Source organism: Streptomyces sp. URMC 123 (assembly GCF_051386515.1).
Classification (GTDB): Bacteria; Actinomycetota; Actinomycetes; order Streptomycetales; family Streptomycetaceae; genus Streptomyces.
This window is the reverse complement of the sequence record NZ_JBPQTV010000014.1, coordinates 33,620-47,114: the sequence shown is the minus strand read 5'-3', so window position 1 is coordinate 47,114 and position 13,495 is coordinate 33,620. Positions and strand designations below refer to the sequence as shown.

Annotated in this window: 11 protein-coding genes and 1 riboswitch; of the genes, 6 read left to right on the top strand and 5 right to left on the bottom strand. The window is 73.1% G+C overall.

Annotated features, from left to right (window positions below; all coding sequences use genetic code 11):
- Positions 1–156 precede the first annotated feature (156 nt).
- From rlmN to ACSNOD_RS03940, 4 genes are all read left to right on the top strand, one after another.
- On the top strand, positions 157–1,263 hold the full coding sequence (gene rlmN, locus ACSNOD_RS03955) for a 23S rRNA (adenine(2503)-C(2))-methyltransferase RlmN (protein ID WP_436765305.1): 1,107 nt from the start codon (positions 157–159) through the stop codon (positions 1,261–1,263).
- Positions 1,264–1,325: 62 nt separating this feature from the next.
- A riboswitch (TPP riboswitch) is annotated at positions 1,326–1,430 on the top strand.
- A complete protein-coding gene (locus tag ACSNOD_RS03950) occupies positions 1,426–2,550 on the top strand; it encodes a thiamine ABC transporter substrate-binding protein (RefSeq protein WP_436765304.1) in 1,125 nt (374 codons plus the stop codon). It overlaps the preceding riboswitch by 5 nt.
- A gap of 86 nt (positions 2,551–2,636) precedes the next feature.
- On the top strand, positions 2,637–4,250 hold the full coding sequence (locus ACSNOD_RS03945) for an ABC transporter permease (RefSeq protein WP_436765307.1): 1,614 nt from the start codon (positions 2,637–2,639) through the stop codon (positions 4,248–4,250).
- Positions 4,251–5,279 (top strand): ABC transporter ATP-binding protein, encoded by a 1,029-nt coding sequence (locus ACSNOD_RS03940; RefSeq protein WP_436765303.1) that lies wholly within the window; start codon positions 4,251–4,253, stop codon positions 5,277–5,279.
- Between the two features lie 78 nt (positions 5,280–5,357).
- On the opposite strand, the gene ACSNOD_RS03935 is transcribed toward ACSNOD_RS03940, so the two are convergent.
- The 4 genes from ACSNOD_RS03935 to ACSNOD_RS03920 all read right to left on the bottom strand — a co-directional run bounded on the left by ACSNOD_RS03935 (position 5,358) and on the right by ACSNOD_RS03920 (position 9,616).
- On the bottom strand, positions 5,358–6,584 hold the full coding sequence (locus ACSNOD_RS03935) for a hypothetical protein (protein WP_436765302.1): 1,227 nt from the start codon (positions 6,582–6,584) through the stop codon (positions 5,358–5,360).
- Positions 6,566–7,294: an ABC transporter ATP-binding protein gene (locus ACSNOD_RS03930; RefSeq protein ID WP_436765301.1), complete on the bottom strand. Its 729-nt coding sequence runs from the start codon at positions 7,292–7,294 to the stop codon at positions 6,566–6,568. The genes ACSNOD_RS03935 and ACSNOD_RS03930 overlap by 19 nt, the downstream gene beginning before the upstream one ends.
- 487 nt (positions 7,295–7,781) lie before the next feature.
- Positions 7,782–9,143 carry an aspartate aminotransferase family protein gene (locus ACSNOD_RS03925; RefSeq protein ID WP_436765300.1) on the bottom strand — a complete coding sequence of 454 codons (1,362 nt, stop codon included), beginning with the start codon at positions 9,141–9,143 and terminating at the stop codon, positions 7,782–7,784.
- A 2-nt stretch (positions 9,144–9,145) separates the two neighbouring features.
- Entirely contained in the window at positions 9,146–9,616 is a 471-nt protein-coding gene (locus ACSNOD_RS03920; protein ID WP_436765299.1) for an Lrp/AsnC family transcriptional regulator, read from the bottom strand.
- Between the two features lie 184 nt (positions 9,617–9,800).
- On the opposite strand from ACSNOD_RS03920, the gene ACSNOD_RS03915 reads away from it, so the two are divergent.
- Positions 9,801–11,255: a gamma-aminobutyraldehyde dehydrogenase gene (locus tag ACSNOD_RS03915; protein WP_436765298.1), complete on the top strand. Its 1,455-nt coding sequence runs from the start codon at positions 9,801–9,803 to the stop codon at positions 11,253–11,255.
- A 56-nt stretch (positions 11,256–11,311) separates the two neighbouring features.
- On the opposite strand, the gene ACSNOD_RS03910 is transcribed toward ACSNOD_RS03915, so the two are convergent.
- Positions 11,312–12,337 (bottom strand): adenosine deaminase, encoded by a 1,026-nt coding sequence (locus ACSNOD_RS03910; RefSeq protein WP_436765306.1) that lies wholly within the window; start codon positions 12,335–12,337, stop codon positions 11,312–11,314.
- A 100-nt stretch (positions 12,338–12,437) separates the two neighbouring features.
- On the opposite strand from ACSNOD_RS03910, the gene ACSNOD_RS03905 reads away from it, so the two are divergent.
- The gene (locus ACSNOD_RS03905) at positions 12,438–13,190 is read left to right on the top strand and encodes a DUF4190 domain-containing protein (protein WP_436765297.1); all 753 of its coding nucleotides are present in this window, start codon (positions 12,438–12,440) and stop codon (positions 13,188–13,190) included.
- The last annotated feature ends 305 nt before the right edge of the window (positions 13,191–13,495 follow it).

Below are 13,495 nucleotides of genomic sequence, written 5' to 3'. Positions count from 1 at the left end.
GCCGCCCCCGGGCCGGCGGGGCTCCGTCGTCCCCGGCCCCGGCGAACCTCACCGCGCCCCGGAGCACCGGGGGCCGGCGGGGAGGACCCCCGGCCCCGTGCCCCCGCTCCGGCGGCGCCCGGGGCGGGCCCGTTGATCTGCGACACTGGATGGACCATGCCTGCACCAGGAGAACTGACCTTTGTCGCGCCGCGCGGGGCCAAGAAGCCGCCGCGGCACCTCGCCGACCTCACTCCCGCCGAGCGGCGCGACGCCGTCGCCGCGATCGGGGAGAAGCCCTTCCGGGCCAAGCAGCTGTCGCAGCACTACTTCGCCCGGTACGCCCACGACCCGGCGAGCTGGACCGACATCCCGGCGGCGGCCCGCGAGAAGCTCGCCGCCGAGCTGCTGCCCGAGCTGATGTCCGTGGTGCGGCACATCTCGTGCGACGACGACACCACCCGCAAGACCCTGTGGCGCCTCTTCGACGGCACCCTGGTCGAGTCGGTGCTGATGCGCTACCCCGACCGGGTCACCATGTGCATCTCCTCGCAGGCCGGCTGCGGCATGAACTGCCCGTTCTGCGCCACGGGGCAGGCGGGGCTCGACCGCAACCTGTCCACCGCCGAGATCGTGCACCAGATCGTCGACGGCATGCGCGCCCTGCGGGACGGGGAGATCCCGGGCGGGCCGGCCCGGCTGTCGAACATCGTCTTCATGGGCATGGGCGAGCCGCTGGCCAACTACAAGCGGGTCGTCGGCGCCATCCGCCGGCTCACCGACCCCGAGCCGGACGGCCTGGGGCTGTCCCAGCGCGGCATCACGGTCTCCACCGTCGGCCTCGTCCCGGCGATGCTGCGCTTCGCCGACGAGGGCTTCAAGTGCCGGCTCGCGGTGTCCCTGCACGCGCCGGACGACGAGCTGCGCGACACCCTCGTCCCCGTCAACACCCGCTGGAAGGTCCGCGAGGTCCTGGACGCGGCCTGGGAGTACGCCGAGAAGTCCGGCCGCCGGATCTCCATCGAGTACGCCCTGATCCGCGACATCAACGACCAGGCCTGGCGCGGGGACCTGCTGGGCCGGCTGCTCAAGGGCAATCGCGTCCACGTCAACCTCATCCCGCTGAACCCCACCCCGGGGTCCAAGTGGACCGCCTCCCGCCCCGAGGACGAGCGGGCGTTCGTGGCCGCGATCGAGGCCCACGGCGTGCCCGTGACCGTACGGGACACCCGGGGCCAGGAGATCGACGGCGCCTGTGGGCAGCTGGCGGCCGCCGAGCGCTGACCGCGCCCGGCCCCGCCGGCCGGCCGCCCTGCTAGGGTGACCGCCGTCGTTCGTACAAATGCACAATCCGACAGGGGAGCGCGCACAGCGCTGAGAGTGCGGCACGGCCGCAGACCCTCGGACCTGATCCGGGTCATACCGGCGTAGGGAGTCAGTCACCTCATGAGCACCAACCGTCGGCGCGCCCTGGGCACGGCCGCGCTCGCCACCGCCACCGCGCTCGCCGCCACCGCCCTCACCGGCTGCGGCGGCGGCAACGACGGCGGCAGCGGCGCGGCCGGGTCGAAGACCGTCACCCTCGTCGGCCACGACTCGTTCCTCGTCTCGGACGCGGTCCTGAAGAAGTTCACCGAGGAGACCGGCTACACGGTCACCGTGCTGCGCGGCGGCGACGCCGGCGCCGCCGTGAACCAGGCCATCCTGTCCAAGGGCAACCCCCAGGGCGACGTCTTCTTCGGCGTCGACAACACCCTGCTCTCCCGCGCCCTCGACCACGACATCTTCGTGCCCCACGGGGCGAAGGGCCTCGACCGGGTGCCCAAGGAGCTCCAGCTCGACGCCGGCCGGCAGCGGGTCACCCCCGTCGACTACGGCGACATCTGCGTCAACTACGACCGGCGCTACTTCGCCGACAAGAAGCTCGACCCGCCCCGCACCCTCGACGACCTGATCAAGCCCGAGTACAAGAACCTGCTGGTCACGGAGAACGCCGCGACCTCCTCCCCAGGCCTGGGCTTCCTGCTCGGCACCGCCGCGCGCTACGGCGACGCCGACAGCCCCGAGGGCGCGGCCTCCGGCGGCTGGCAGCAGTACTGGAAGAAGCTCAAGGAGAACGGCGTCGAGGTCGTCGACGGCTGGGAGCAGGCGTACACCGAGCGCTTCTCCGGCTCGGCCGGCGGCAAGGCCAAGGGCGACCGGCCGCTGGTCGTCAGCTACGCCTCCAGCCCGACCGCCGAGGTCACCAACGCCAAGGACAAGCCCGCCCAGGCGCCCACCGGCGTCGCCACCGGCACCTGCTTCCGCCAGATCGAGTTCGCCGGACTGCTCAAGGGCGCCAAGAACCCCGAGGGCGGCAAGGCCCTGCTCGACTTCCTGCTGAGCACGACCTTCCAGGAGGACGTGCCGCTCCAGATGTACGTCAACCCGGCGCGCCAGGACGCCAAGCTGCCGGAGGCGTTCACCACCTACGGCGAGAAGATCGCCGACCCGGCCACCATGGCCCCGGAGACGATCGCGAAGAACCGTGAGCGATGGGTCAAGACGTGGACCTCCCTGGTGCGGAAGTAGCCGGGGCGCGGCCGAGCGGCCCCCCGGCAGGCCGTCGGCGGGGCGCCCGCGGCGACCTGCGCGGCAGCGCCCTGCGGCTCGCCCTGATGGCCCTCCCGGCCGCCTTCTTCGCCCTGTTCTTCGCCTACCCCGTGGCCGCCATCGTCGGCCGCGGGCTGCGCGTGGACGGCGCGTGGCGGCTGGGCCGGATCGGCGAGGTGCTGTCCGACCCGGCCGTCCTGGACGTCCTGTGGTTCACCACCTGGCAGGCCGTCGCCTCCACCGCGCTGACCCTGGCCCTCGCCCTGCCCGGCGCCTATGTCTTCGCCCGCTTCGCCTTCCCCGGCAAGGAGCTGCTGCGCGCGGTGGTCACCGTGCCGTTCGTGCTGCCCACCGTGGTGGCGGGCTCCGCCTTCCTGGCCCTGCTGGGGCGCGGCGGGCTCCTGGACGAGCTGTGGGGCGTGCGGCTGGACACCACCGTGTGGGCGATCCTGCTGGCGCACGTCTTCTTCAACTACGCGGTCGTCATCCGTACGGTCGGCGGGCTATGGGCGCAGCTCGACCCCCGCCAGGAGGAGGCGGCGCGGGTGCTGGGCGCAAGCCGGTTCGCGGCTTGGCGGCGGGTGACCCTGCCGGCCCTGGCCCCCGCCCTGGCCGCGGCCACCCTGATGGTCTTCCTGTTCACCTTCACCTCCTTCGGCGTCGTCCAGATCCTGGGCGGCCCCGGGTACGCCACCCTCGAAGTGGAGATCTACCGGCAGACCGCCCAACTGCTCGACCTGCCGACCGCGGCCGTACTGACGCTCGTCCAGTTCGCCGCCGTCATCGTGCTGCTGGCGCTGCACGGCGCGACCGTACGGCGCCGGGAGACGGCCCTGCGGCTGGTGGACGCCTCCCGCACCGCGCACCGGCCGCGCGGGGTCGCGCAGTGGGCCCTGCTGTACGCCGTACTGGCCGTCGTCGCCCTGCTGATCCTGCTGCCGCTGGGGGTGCTCGTCGAGCGGTCCTTCGCCGGGCCCGACGGCCACAGCACGGTCTTCTACGAGGCGCTGGGGTCGGCCGCCGCCGGAGGTGGCACCTTCGTCGTGGCGCCGCTGGAGGCGCTGGGCAACTCCCTGCGGTACGCCGCCGTGGCCACCGTGATCGCCCTGGTGATCGGCGGGTTGGCCGCCGCGGCGCTGACCCGGCGGGCGGGCCGGCTGGTGCGGGGCTTCGACGCGCTGCTGATGTTGCCGCTGGGCGTCTCCGCGGTGACCGTCGGCTTCGGCTTCCTCATCGCCCTGGACGAGCCGCCGCTGGATTTGCGCTCCTCCTGGCTGCTGGTGCCGCTGGCGCAGGCGCTCGTCGGGGTGCCCTTCGTGGTGCGCACCATGCTGCCCGTACTGCGCGCGGTGGACGAGCGACTGCGCGAGGCGGCGACCGTACTGGGCGCGTCCCCCCTGCGCGTCTGGCGCGAGGTGGACCTGCCGCTGGTACGGCGGGCCCTGCTGATCGCCGCGGGCTTCGCCTTCGCCGTCTCGCTCGGCGAGTTCGGCGCCACCGTGTTCATCGCCCGCCCCGACAGCCCGACCCTCCCGGTGGCGGTGGCCCGCCTGCTCGGCCGGGCCGGGGAGATGAACTACGGGCAGGCGATGGCCCTGAGCACCCTGCTGATGCTGGTGTGCGCGGGCGCGCTGCTCGCGCTGGAGCGTCTGCGCGTCGACCGTTCGGGAGAGTTCTAGATGTCCCTGCTGCGACTGGACGGCGTCGGGGTGCGCTTCGGCGACCGCGTGGCGCTGGACTCGGTGGATCTGGCGGTGGCCGAGCACGAGACGGTGTGCGTGCTGGGGCCGAGCGGCAGCGGCAAGTCCACCCTGCTGCGGGTCGTGGCCGGCCTCCAGCCGGCCGACACCGGCCGGGTGCTGCTGGCGGGCCGGGACCAGGGTGCCGTACCGGCGCACCGGCGCGGCGTCGGCCTGATGTTCCAGGACCACCAGCTCTTCCCGCAGCACGACGTGGGCGGCAACGTGGGCTTCGGGCTCCGGATGCGCGGCGTGGGCCGGGCGGAGCGCGAGCGCCGGGTCGTCGAACTGCTGGACCTCGTCGGCCTGCCCGGCGCCGAACGGCGGGCGGTGGCCGCGCTCTCCGGAGGCGAGCAGCAGCGGGTGGCGCTGGCCCGCGCGCTCGCGCCCGAGCCCCGGCTGCTGATGCTCGACGAGCCCCTGGGCCAGCTCGACCGCGGCCTGCGGGAGCGGCTCGTGGTGGAGCTGCGGGAGCTGTTCCACCGCCTGGGCACCACGGTGCTCGCCGTCACTCACGACCAGGGGGAGGCGTTCGCCCTCGCCGACCGCGTCGTGGTCATGCGGGACGGCCGGATCGAACAGACCGGCTCCCCGCTGGAGGTCTGGCAGCGGCCCGCCTCCGCGTTCGTGGCCCGCTTTCTCGGCTTCGACAACGTGGTCGAGGCGACCGTACGGGGTGATGCGGCCGACACCCCCTGGGGGACGCTGCCGGTGCCGGCCGGCTCGGCGCAGGGGGAGGGCCGCCTGTTGGTCCGCCCCGCCGGAGTACGGCTGACCGGCGAGCCGGACGGGCTGCGCTGCGCGGTGGCGGGCCGGACCTTCCGCGGCAACCACGTCACCCTGCTGCTCCAGCCCGAGCGGGGCCCGCGCCTCGAAGCGTCCTGCGCGCTGGCGGACGCGCCGGAGCCGGACGCGGTGGTGCGGGTGGCGTTCGCGGCCGAGGACGTGGTGGTGCTCCCCGGCTCCTGACCGGCGCGACCGGCACCTCGCGCTCGCTGCCGGGCCGGCTCCTGCCGGCCCCCGGCGGCCGGCCGCCCCCCGGCGGTGTCAGGCCGCCAGCGGCAGGGCCGCCAACTGGCCCACCACCCAGGTCACCGGCGCCAGGACGGCCACCAGCACCACCGCCCGCAGCGCCGCCGCCTTGCGCAGCAGCGACCTCGGGGTGCCCAGCCGCAGCAGGGCCGCGGTGGTCTCGCCCCGTTCGCCCTTGGCCTCCAGGGCCGCCGTCAGCACGGTCGCCGTCGCACACGCCATCACCAGAGCCGCGCCGAGGCCCGACAGCGGCCCGAACGGCCGCGCCGCGGCCTGGTCGAGCGCCGTCCCGTAGAGCGTGGCGGCGGCCAGCGCGCCCGAGGCCACCGCGCAGAGCACACCGAGCGGCCGGCCGATGCGCCGCGCCTCCGACTGGAGCACCCGCCCGGCGAGCAGCCGCAGCGCCCCGGGCCGCCCGAGCGCCAGCAGCTTGCCGCAGAAGTGGGTGAAGCCCGGGCCTGCCAGCACCAGCCCGACGGCCGTGAGCGCCCAGCCGCCGATGACCCCGGGCGGGCTCGGTTCGAGCCGGCCGGGCAGCGGCAGCAGCGCGTCCGGCGGCACGTTCGCGCCATGGCCGGCGTACGCCTCCAGGGCGAGGCCCGCCGCCGTCAGGGCCGCCCCCCAGGGCAGCCCGGCGGGGGCCGCGGGAACCGCGGGCGGAACGGGCACCGGGACGGCCGCGTCCGCCGCCGCCCCGCCCTCACCGGCGGCCGCCGGCTTCTTCGGCCGGATCGGCCTGGGCCGTACGGCCAGCGCGGCGGCCAGGGCCGCCGCACCCGGCACCACGGACAGGAGCGTCGCCGTGCCGGCGAACGGCAGCGGCTGCCCGGTGCCCAGGAAGCGCGCCGTCCCGTCCACCGGGACGGCGGCCCCCAGGTCGCCGCGGAGCCACAGGAAGACCAGCAGCGCCACGGCGCTGCCGACCGCGCAGGACAGCGCGGCCGTCACGGCGGCCAGCAGCGACAGCCGCAGCGGTCCGAAGCCGGCCGAGGCCAGCCCCGGCCGCGGGCTCGCCGCCGGGTCCGTACGGGCCACCGCGGCCGCCAGGTGCACCGTGGCGGCCAGCGGCACGACCGACCAGGCCAGCCGCACCGCGCCGCCGCCCGCGTCGTCCGGGTGCCCGGCGGCGTACCCGAGCGCGCAGAGCAGCAGAAAGCCGACGCCGGCCGAGGCCGCGGCCACCAGCAGCCGGCGCAGCAGGACGAGGGGGTGGGCGCCGCGGGCTAGACGGAGAGCGAGCACGCGGCCCTGCCCTCGGAGTCGGGGACCGGGATGGAGCCGACCCGCCGGCCGTCGAGGAGCGTCACCGCGCGGTCGGCGAGCGTCGCCACCTCCGCGTCGTGCGTGGCCAGCACGACGGTGATGCCGTGCGAGCGGGCGGCGGTGGTGAGGGTGCGCAGCACCTGGGCCCGGTCCGCGCGGTGCAGCGGCGCGGTGGGCTCGTCGGCGAAGAGCACGGCGGGCGCGGCCGCCAGGGCGCGGGCGATCGCCACCCGCTGGCGCTGCGCCTGGAGCAGCGCGGCGGGCCGCTTGCGCCGGCAGGCGCCCACGTCGAGCCGCTCCAGCCACTCCAGGGCGGCGGTCTTCGCCGCCCGGTGCGGGGTGCCGCGCAGCAGCAGCGGCAGCGCGGCGTTCTCCCAGGCGGACAGCTCGGGCACCAGCCGCGGTTCGGTGTCGATCCAGCCGAACCGCTCCCGGCGCAGCCGCTCGCGGGCGCCGGCGCTCATGGTGTGCACCGGGGCGCTGTTGAACCACACCTCGCCGCTGTCCGGGACGAGATGCGCCGCGAGGCATTGGAGCAGGGTCGTCTTGCCGCTGCCCCGCGGTCCCGTGACCGCGAGGATCTCGCCCTCGCGGACGCCGACGGAGACGCCGGTGAGCGCGGGGGAGCCATTGTGGGAGTGGTGCAGGGCACGTGCCCAGAGCACGTCGTTGTCCGGCGGGGCCACCATGTCGAACACCTCGGCTTACCTACGACGGTCCGTTCCCCTGTCCGGGTGAACGAACACGGGACCAGTTCGGTCACTGGCACGGTAGGGACTCCGGTGGCGCGGTCGGCGCAGTTCGGAGCGCGCGCGGCTCGGTTTCCTCCAGTTGGGCTCATATGACAGTTCGTGCGGAGCCGTGCGCCGGGGCGCCGACCGGACAGCCGTTCGCCCGTCGACTCGGAGGCGTCGGGGCGGACGTGCGCGGTCCGGCCGGGGACCACGCCGGACGGGTCGGGCCCGCCAGTGAGCGGGCCAAATCATCGCACAACCGCTCGGGTGTTGTGCGAAATGAGGGAATTCCCGGGGAATATGGCCGGGCGACACCACCCGGTCGGAGCAATTCGCCCCCTTTGAGGGGCAGTCGACACGCCCGTTTCGGGGCCCGCCGCGGTCGGACAGGCCGAACCGGGGCCGGTGACACCGGCCCCGGTTCGGGCGGGCCCTTCGGGCCTCAGAGCTTGGTCCAGGCCTCCGTCAGCGTCGCCCGCAGGATCTGCTCGATCTCGTCGAAGGTCGACTGATCCGAGATCAGCGGGGGCGCCAGCTGCACGACCGGGTCGCCGCGGTCGTCGGCGCGGCAGTACAGCCCGTTCTCGAACAGCGCCTTGGACAGGAAGCCGTAGAGAATCCGCTCGGTCTCCTCCGCGTCGAAGGACTCCTTGGTGGCCTTGTCCTTCACCAGTTCGATGCCGTAGAAGAAGCCGTTGCCGCGGACGTCGCCCACGATCGGCAGGTCGTGCAGCTTCTCCAGCGTGGCGCGGAAGGCGCCCTCGTTGTCCAGCACGTGCTGGTTGAGGTTCTCGCGCTCGAAGATGTCGAGGTTGGCCAGGCCCACGGCCGCGGAGACCGGGTGGCCGCCGAAGGTGTAGCCGTGCAGGAACGTGTTGTCGCCCTTGTAGAAGGGCTCGGCGAGCCGGTCCGAGATGATCGCGGCGCCGATGGGGGAGTAGCCGGAGGTCATGCCCTTGGCGCAGGTGATGATGTCCGGCACGTAGCCGAACTTGTCACAGGCGAACATCGTGCCGAGCCGGCCGAAGGCGCAGATGACCTCGTCCGAGACGAGCAGGACGTCGTGCCGGTCGCAGATCTCGCGGACCCGCTGGAAGTAGCCGGGCGGCGGCGGGAAACAGCCGCCGGCGTTCTGCACCGGCTCCAGGAAGACCGCGGCGACGGTGTCCGGGCCCTCGAAGAGGATCTGCTGCTCGATCTGGTCGGCCGCCCAGCGGCCGAAGGCCTCCGGGTCGTCCCCGAAGAGCGGCGCGCGGTAGATGTTGGTGTTCGGCACCTTGTGGGCGCCGGGGACCAGCGGCTCGAAGGGGGCCCGCAGGGCCGGCAGGCCGGTGATCGCCAGGGCGCCCTGCGGGGTGCCGTGGTAGGCGACGGCCCGCGATACGACCTTGTGCTTGGTCGGCTTGCCGACCAGCTTGAAGTACTGCTTCGCCAGCTTCCAGGCGGTCTCGACGGCCTCGCCGCCGCCGGTGGTGAAGAAGACCTTGTTGAGGTCGCCCGGGGCGTGGTGCGCGAGCCGCTCGGCCAACTCCACCGCCTTCGGGTGGGCGTAGGACCACACGGGGAAGAACGCCAGCTCCTGCGCCTGCTTGTAGGCGGTCTCGGCGAGTTCCGTACGGCCGTGGCCGGCCTGCACCACGAACAGCCCGGCGAGGCCGTCGAGGTACCGCTTGCCCTTGTCGTCGTAGATGTAGGTGCCCTCGCCGCGCACGATCGTCGGCACGGGCGCGTTCTCGTACGACGACATGCGGGTGAAGTGCATCCACAGGTGGTCGTACGCCGTCTTCGAGAGGTCGGCGCTCATGACTATCGGGTTCCCCAGGTGTAGGTCTGCTTGCGGAGCTTGAGGTAGACGAAGCTCTCGGTGGACCGCACGCCGGGCAGCGTGCGAATCCGCTTGTTGATCACTTCCAGCAGGTGGTCGTCGTCCTCGCAGACGATCTCCACGATGAGGTCGAAGGAGCCCGCGGTCATCACCACGTACTCCACCTCGTCCATGTCCGTCAGCGCGTCCGCGACCGGGTCCAGATCGCCCTCGGCGCGGATGCCCACCATCGCCTGGCGGCGGAACCCCACGGTGAGGGGGTCCGTCACCGCGACGATCTGCATCACGCCCTGGTCCAGCAGTTTCTGCACCCGCTGACGCACCGCCGCCTCGGAGAGCCCGACGGCCTTTCCGATCGCGGCGTAGGGGCGTCGCCCGTCCTCCTGGAGCTGTTCGATGATCGCCAGGGAGACGGCGTCGACGGTCGAGCCGTTCTTGTCACGTGTGGCCACGGCCTCACTCTGCAACAGAGTCGTCCGTCTGGCAACCCTGAATCGATGAAATCCGTCGTTGTGATATCCAGGAACCACTGATTCCGTTGTCATGTGCTGGCGGGTATGTCGAAAGCGTCGCCTCAGTGGCTAGGGTGGGCTTGTCTCACCCAGCGGACATCCAGCTGACCAGGAGGAGTGGCAAGTGACCACCGAGCCGCGCCGTTTGCGTAACTACATCAACGGGGAGTTCCGGGACGCCGCCGACGGGCGGACGACCGACGTGGTCAATCCCGCCACGGGCGAGGTGTACGCCACCGCGCCGCTGTCCGGCGCGGCGGACGTGGACGCCGCCATGGCCGCCGCCGAGGCCGCCTTCCCGGCCTGGCGCGACCTGGTGCCGGCCGAGCGCCAGAAGGCCCTGCTCAAGATCGCGGACGCCGTCGAGGCCCGCGCCGAGGAGCTCATCGCCGCCGAGTCGGAGAACACCGGCAAGCCCATCGGACTGACCCGGTCCGAGGAGATCCCGCCGATGGTGGACCAGATCCGCTTCTTCGCCGGCGCGGCGCGCATGCTCGAGGGCCGCTCGGCCGGCGAGTACATGGAGGGCCTGACCTCCATCGTGCGGCGCGAGCCGGTGGGCGTCTGCGCCCAGGTCGCGCCGTGGAACTACCCGATGATGATGGCCGTGTGGAAGTTCGCCCCGGCGCTCGCCGCGGGCAACACGGTCGTCCTCAAGCCCTCGGACACCACCCCGGCCTCCACCGTTCTGCTGGCCGAGATCATCGGTGGCGTGCTGGAGGAGATCGGCGCCCCGCGCGGCGTGTTCAACGTCATCTGCGGCGACCGCGACACCGGCCGGCTGATGGTCGAGCACCCGACCCCCGCCATGGCCTCCATCACCGGCTCCGTGCGCGCCGGCATGCAGGTCGCCGAGAGCGCCTCCAAGGACCTCAAGCGGGTCCACCTGGAGCTCGGCGGCAAGGCCCCGGTCGTCGTCTTCGAGGACACCGACATCGCCCAGGCCGTCGAGGACATCTCGGTGGCCGGCTTCTTCAACGCGGGCCAGGACTGCACGGCCGCGACCCGCGTGCTGGTGCACGAGTCCATCCACGACGAGTTCGTCACCGCGCTCGCCAAGGCCGCCGCCGACACGAAGACCGGCGCCCCGGACGACGAGGACGTGCTCTACGGCCCCCTCAACAACGCCAACCAGCTCGCCCAGGTCAGCGGCTTCATCGAGCGGCTGCCGGCGCACGCGAAGGTGGAGACGGGCGGCCACCGCGTGGGCGAGAAGGGCTTCTTCTTCGCCCCCACGGTCGTCTCCGGCCTGAAGCAGGACGACGAGATCGTCCAGAAGGAGGTCTTCGGCCCGGTCATCACCGTCCAGAAGTTCACGGACGAGGACCAGGCCGTCGAGTACGCCAACGGGGTCGAGTACGCCCTCGCCTCCTCGGTGTGGACCAAGGACCACGGCCGCGCCATGCGGATGTCCAAGAAGCTCGACTTCGGCTGCGTGTGGATCAACACCCACATCCCGCTGGTCGCCGAGATGCCGCACGGCGGCTTCAAGAAGTCCGGCTACGGCAAGGACCTCTCCTCGTACGGCTTCGACGACTACACGCGCATCAAGCACGTCATGACGTCGCTCAACTCCTGAGCCGTCACCGCGCCGTTTCCGGGCGCGGGTGGCGAACCGGCGCGCCGTTCGCCGGCCTACGCCTGCTGCCAGGCGGCGGTGTACGCGTCGATCTCCGCGATCAGATCGGCCTTGCCCCGCGGATCGAGGAAGGACGCCTCCACGGCGTTGCGGGCCAGCGCCGCGACCCCGCTCTCGTCCAGCTCCAGCAGCCGGGCCGCGACGGCGTACTCGCTGTTGAGGTCGGTGCCGAACATGGGCGGGTCGTCGCTGTTGACGGTGACCAGCACCCCGGCCGCCACCATCTCCTTGATCGGGTGCTCCGCCAGGTCCCGTACCGCCCGGGTCGCGATGTTCGAGGTGGGGCAGACCTCCAGCGGAATGCGGTGCTCCGCGAGGTGCTCCAGCAGCCGCGGGTCCCGGGTGGCGCTGGTGCCGTGGCCGATCCGCTCCGCGCGCAGCTCGGTGAGGGCGTCCCAGATCGTCTGCGGCCCGGTGGTCTCCCCGGCGTGCGGCACGCTGTGCAGCCCGGCGGCGATGGCGCGGTCGAAGTACGGCTTGAACTGCGGGCGGGGCACGCCGATCTCGGGGCCGCCGAGCCCGAACGAGACCAGGCCCTCCGGCCCGAGGTCCACCGCCAGCCGGGTCGTCTCCTCGGCCGCCGCCAGCCCCGCCTCGCCGGGGATGTCGAAGCACCAGCGCAGCACGACGCCGAGATCGGCCTCGGCGGACTTGCGGGCGTCCTCGATGGCCTCCATGAACGCGGCGTCCGGGATGCCGCGGCGGACCGAGCTGTACGGGGTGAGGGTCAGCTCGGCGTAGCGGATGCTCTGCCGCGCCATGTCGTGCGCGATCTCATAGGTGAGCAGCCGCACGTCCTCGGGGGTGCGGATCAGATCGACGACGGACAGATAGACCTCCACGAAGTGGGCGAAGTCGCGGAAGGTGAAGTAGTCGACCAGCGCCTCGGGATCGGTGGGCACCTTGGAGTCCGGGTGCCGGGCGGCGAGCTCGGCGACGATGCGGGGGGACGCGGACCCGATGTGGTGCACATGGAGCTCCGCCTTGGGCAGGCCGGCGATGAAGGTCTGGAGATCGGTCAACGGTTCCTCCCGGGAACGTCTGGTCACCGATCATCGTAGGTGGCCAGGGGGGCCCGGACACAGGCCGTAGCATTACCGGGCATCCAAAGGAGAGAGGGTCATGTCCGACAACGCCGAGCGACCGCCCCAGCCGGATCGTGGCGATCCCTGGGCGCCGCCGGGGCAACAGCCGCCGCTCGGCGGTCGGTCGATGGCCGAGCATCCGACGGTGACGGCCCTGCCCGCCGCCGGTTCCCCTCACTCCACGAGCCCCGCGCCGGGGCCGGCCCACCCCTACGGCACGGGCCATCCGCCGCAGCCCTCGTACGGCGCCGGGCCGACGGCTTCGTACGGCGCCGGGCCGACGGCTTCGTACGGCGGCGCGCCGACGGCTCCGTACGGCGCCGGGCCGACGACCCCGTACGGCTACGGCGGGCCCGCGCCCGCTCCCCACTACGGCCAGGGGCTCCCGTACGGCTACGGCTCCGGGCTGCCGTACGGCCCGTACGGGATGCCGCCGCCCAGGAACGGGATGGGGGTCGCGGGTCTGGCGCTCGGAATCGTGGGCACCGCCCTGTTCCTGACCAGTTTCTTCGCCTGCCTCCTGGGGCTGCTCGCCGTCGTCTTCGGTGTGATCGGCCGCGTCCGGGCCGGCCGGGGAGAGGCGACCAACGGCGGTCAGGCGCTGGCCGGAGTGATCATGGGCGTGATAGCCATCCTGCTCGGCGGAGGGCTGCTGGCGCTGGCCTTGACGGTTCCCTCGTCCGGCTCCGGTGACACCGACACGTACGGTGACGGCACCCAGGGTTACGGCACCACCCGGCTGCTGGGGGCAGCGGCCCGCCCGGCCCCGCCGCCCGTCCTCGTGCCGTAGGGCGAGGGCCACCGGCGGACGGCGTGTCAGCGCGCCGCCGGGGCCCGGTGGACGAGCCCGTGCCGGGGCAGGCGCGCGGCGCCGCGCCGGCCGGCGGCTGGTGGCGGCCGTTCGCCCGCTCCCTCGGCATGCCGCCACGAACCTCACCCACCACCGCACGTCGACGAAGGTCCCCACCCCGAACCCGGACCCCGCCGCCATGACCGAATTCGTCGCGTGATCAAACGGAAACAACGGAATCCCTTGTTGGCGGCAGGGTCCTCTGTCAGGATCAGCCCTCAATTCGGGCTGGAGCTACGCCGAAC

Bases quoted from the DNA above. Each gene is read 5' to 3' on its own strand.
- ACSNOD_RS03945 (WP_436765307.1), top strand. From the start codon at position 2,637: ATGGCCCTCCCGGCCGCCTTCTTCGCCCTGTTCTTCGCCTACCCCGTG.
- rlmN (WP_436765305.1), top strand. From the start codon at position 157: ATGCCTGCACCAGGAGAACTGACCTTTGTCGCGCCGCGCGGGGCCAAG.
- ACSNOD_RS03925 (WP_436765300.1), bottom strand. From the start codon at position 9,143: ATGAGCGCCGACCTCTCGAAGACGGCGTACGACCACCTGTGGATGCAC.
- ACSNOD_RS03905 (WP_436765297.1), top strand. From the start codon at position 12,438: ATGTCCGACAACGCCGAGCGACCGCCCCAGCCGGATCGTGGCGATCCC.
- ACSNOD_RS03940 (WP_436765303.1), top strand. From the start codon at position 4,251: ATGTCCCTGCTGCGACTGGACGGCGTCGGGGTGCGCTTCGGCGACCGC.
- ACSNOD_RS03950 (WP_436765304.1), top strand. From the start codon at position 1,426: ATGAGCACCAACCGTCGGCGCGCCCTGGGCACGGCCGCGCTCGCCACC.
- ACSNOD_RS03930 (WP_436765301.1), bottom strand. From the start codon at position 7,294: ATGGTGGCCCCGCCGGACAACGACGTGCTCTGGGCACGTGCCCTGCAC.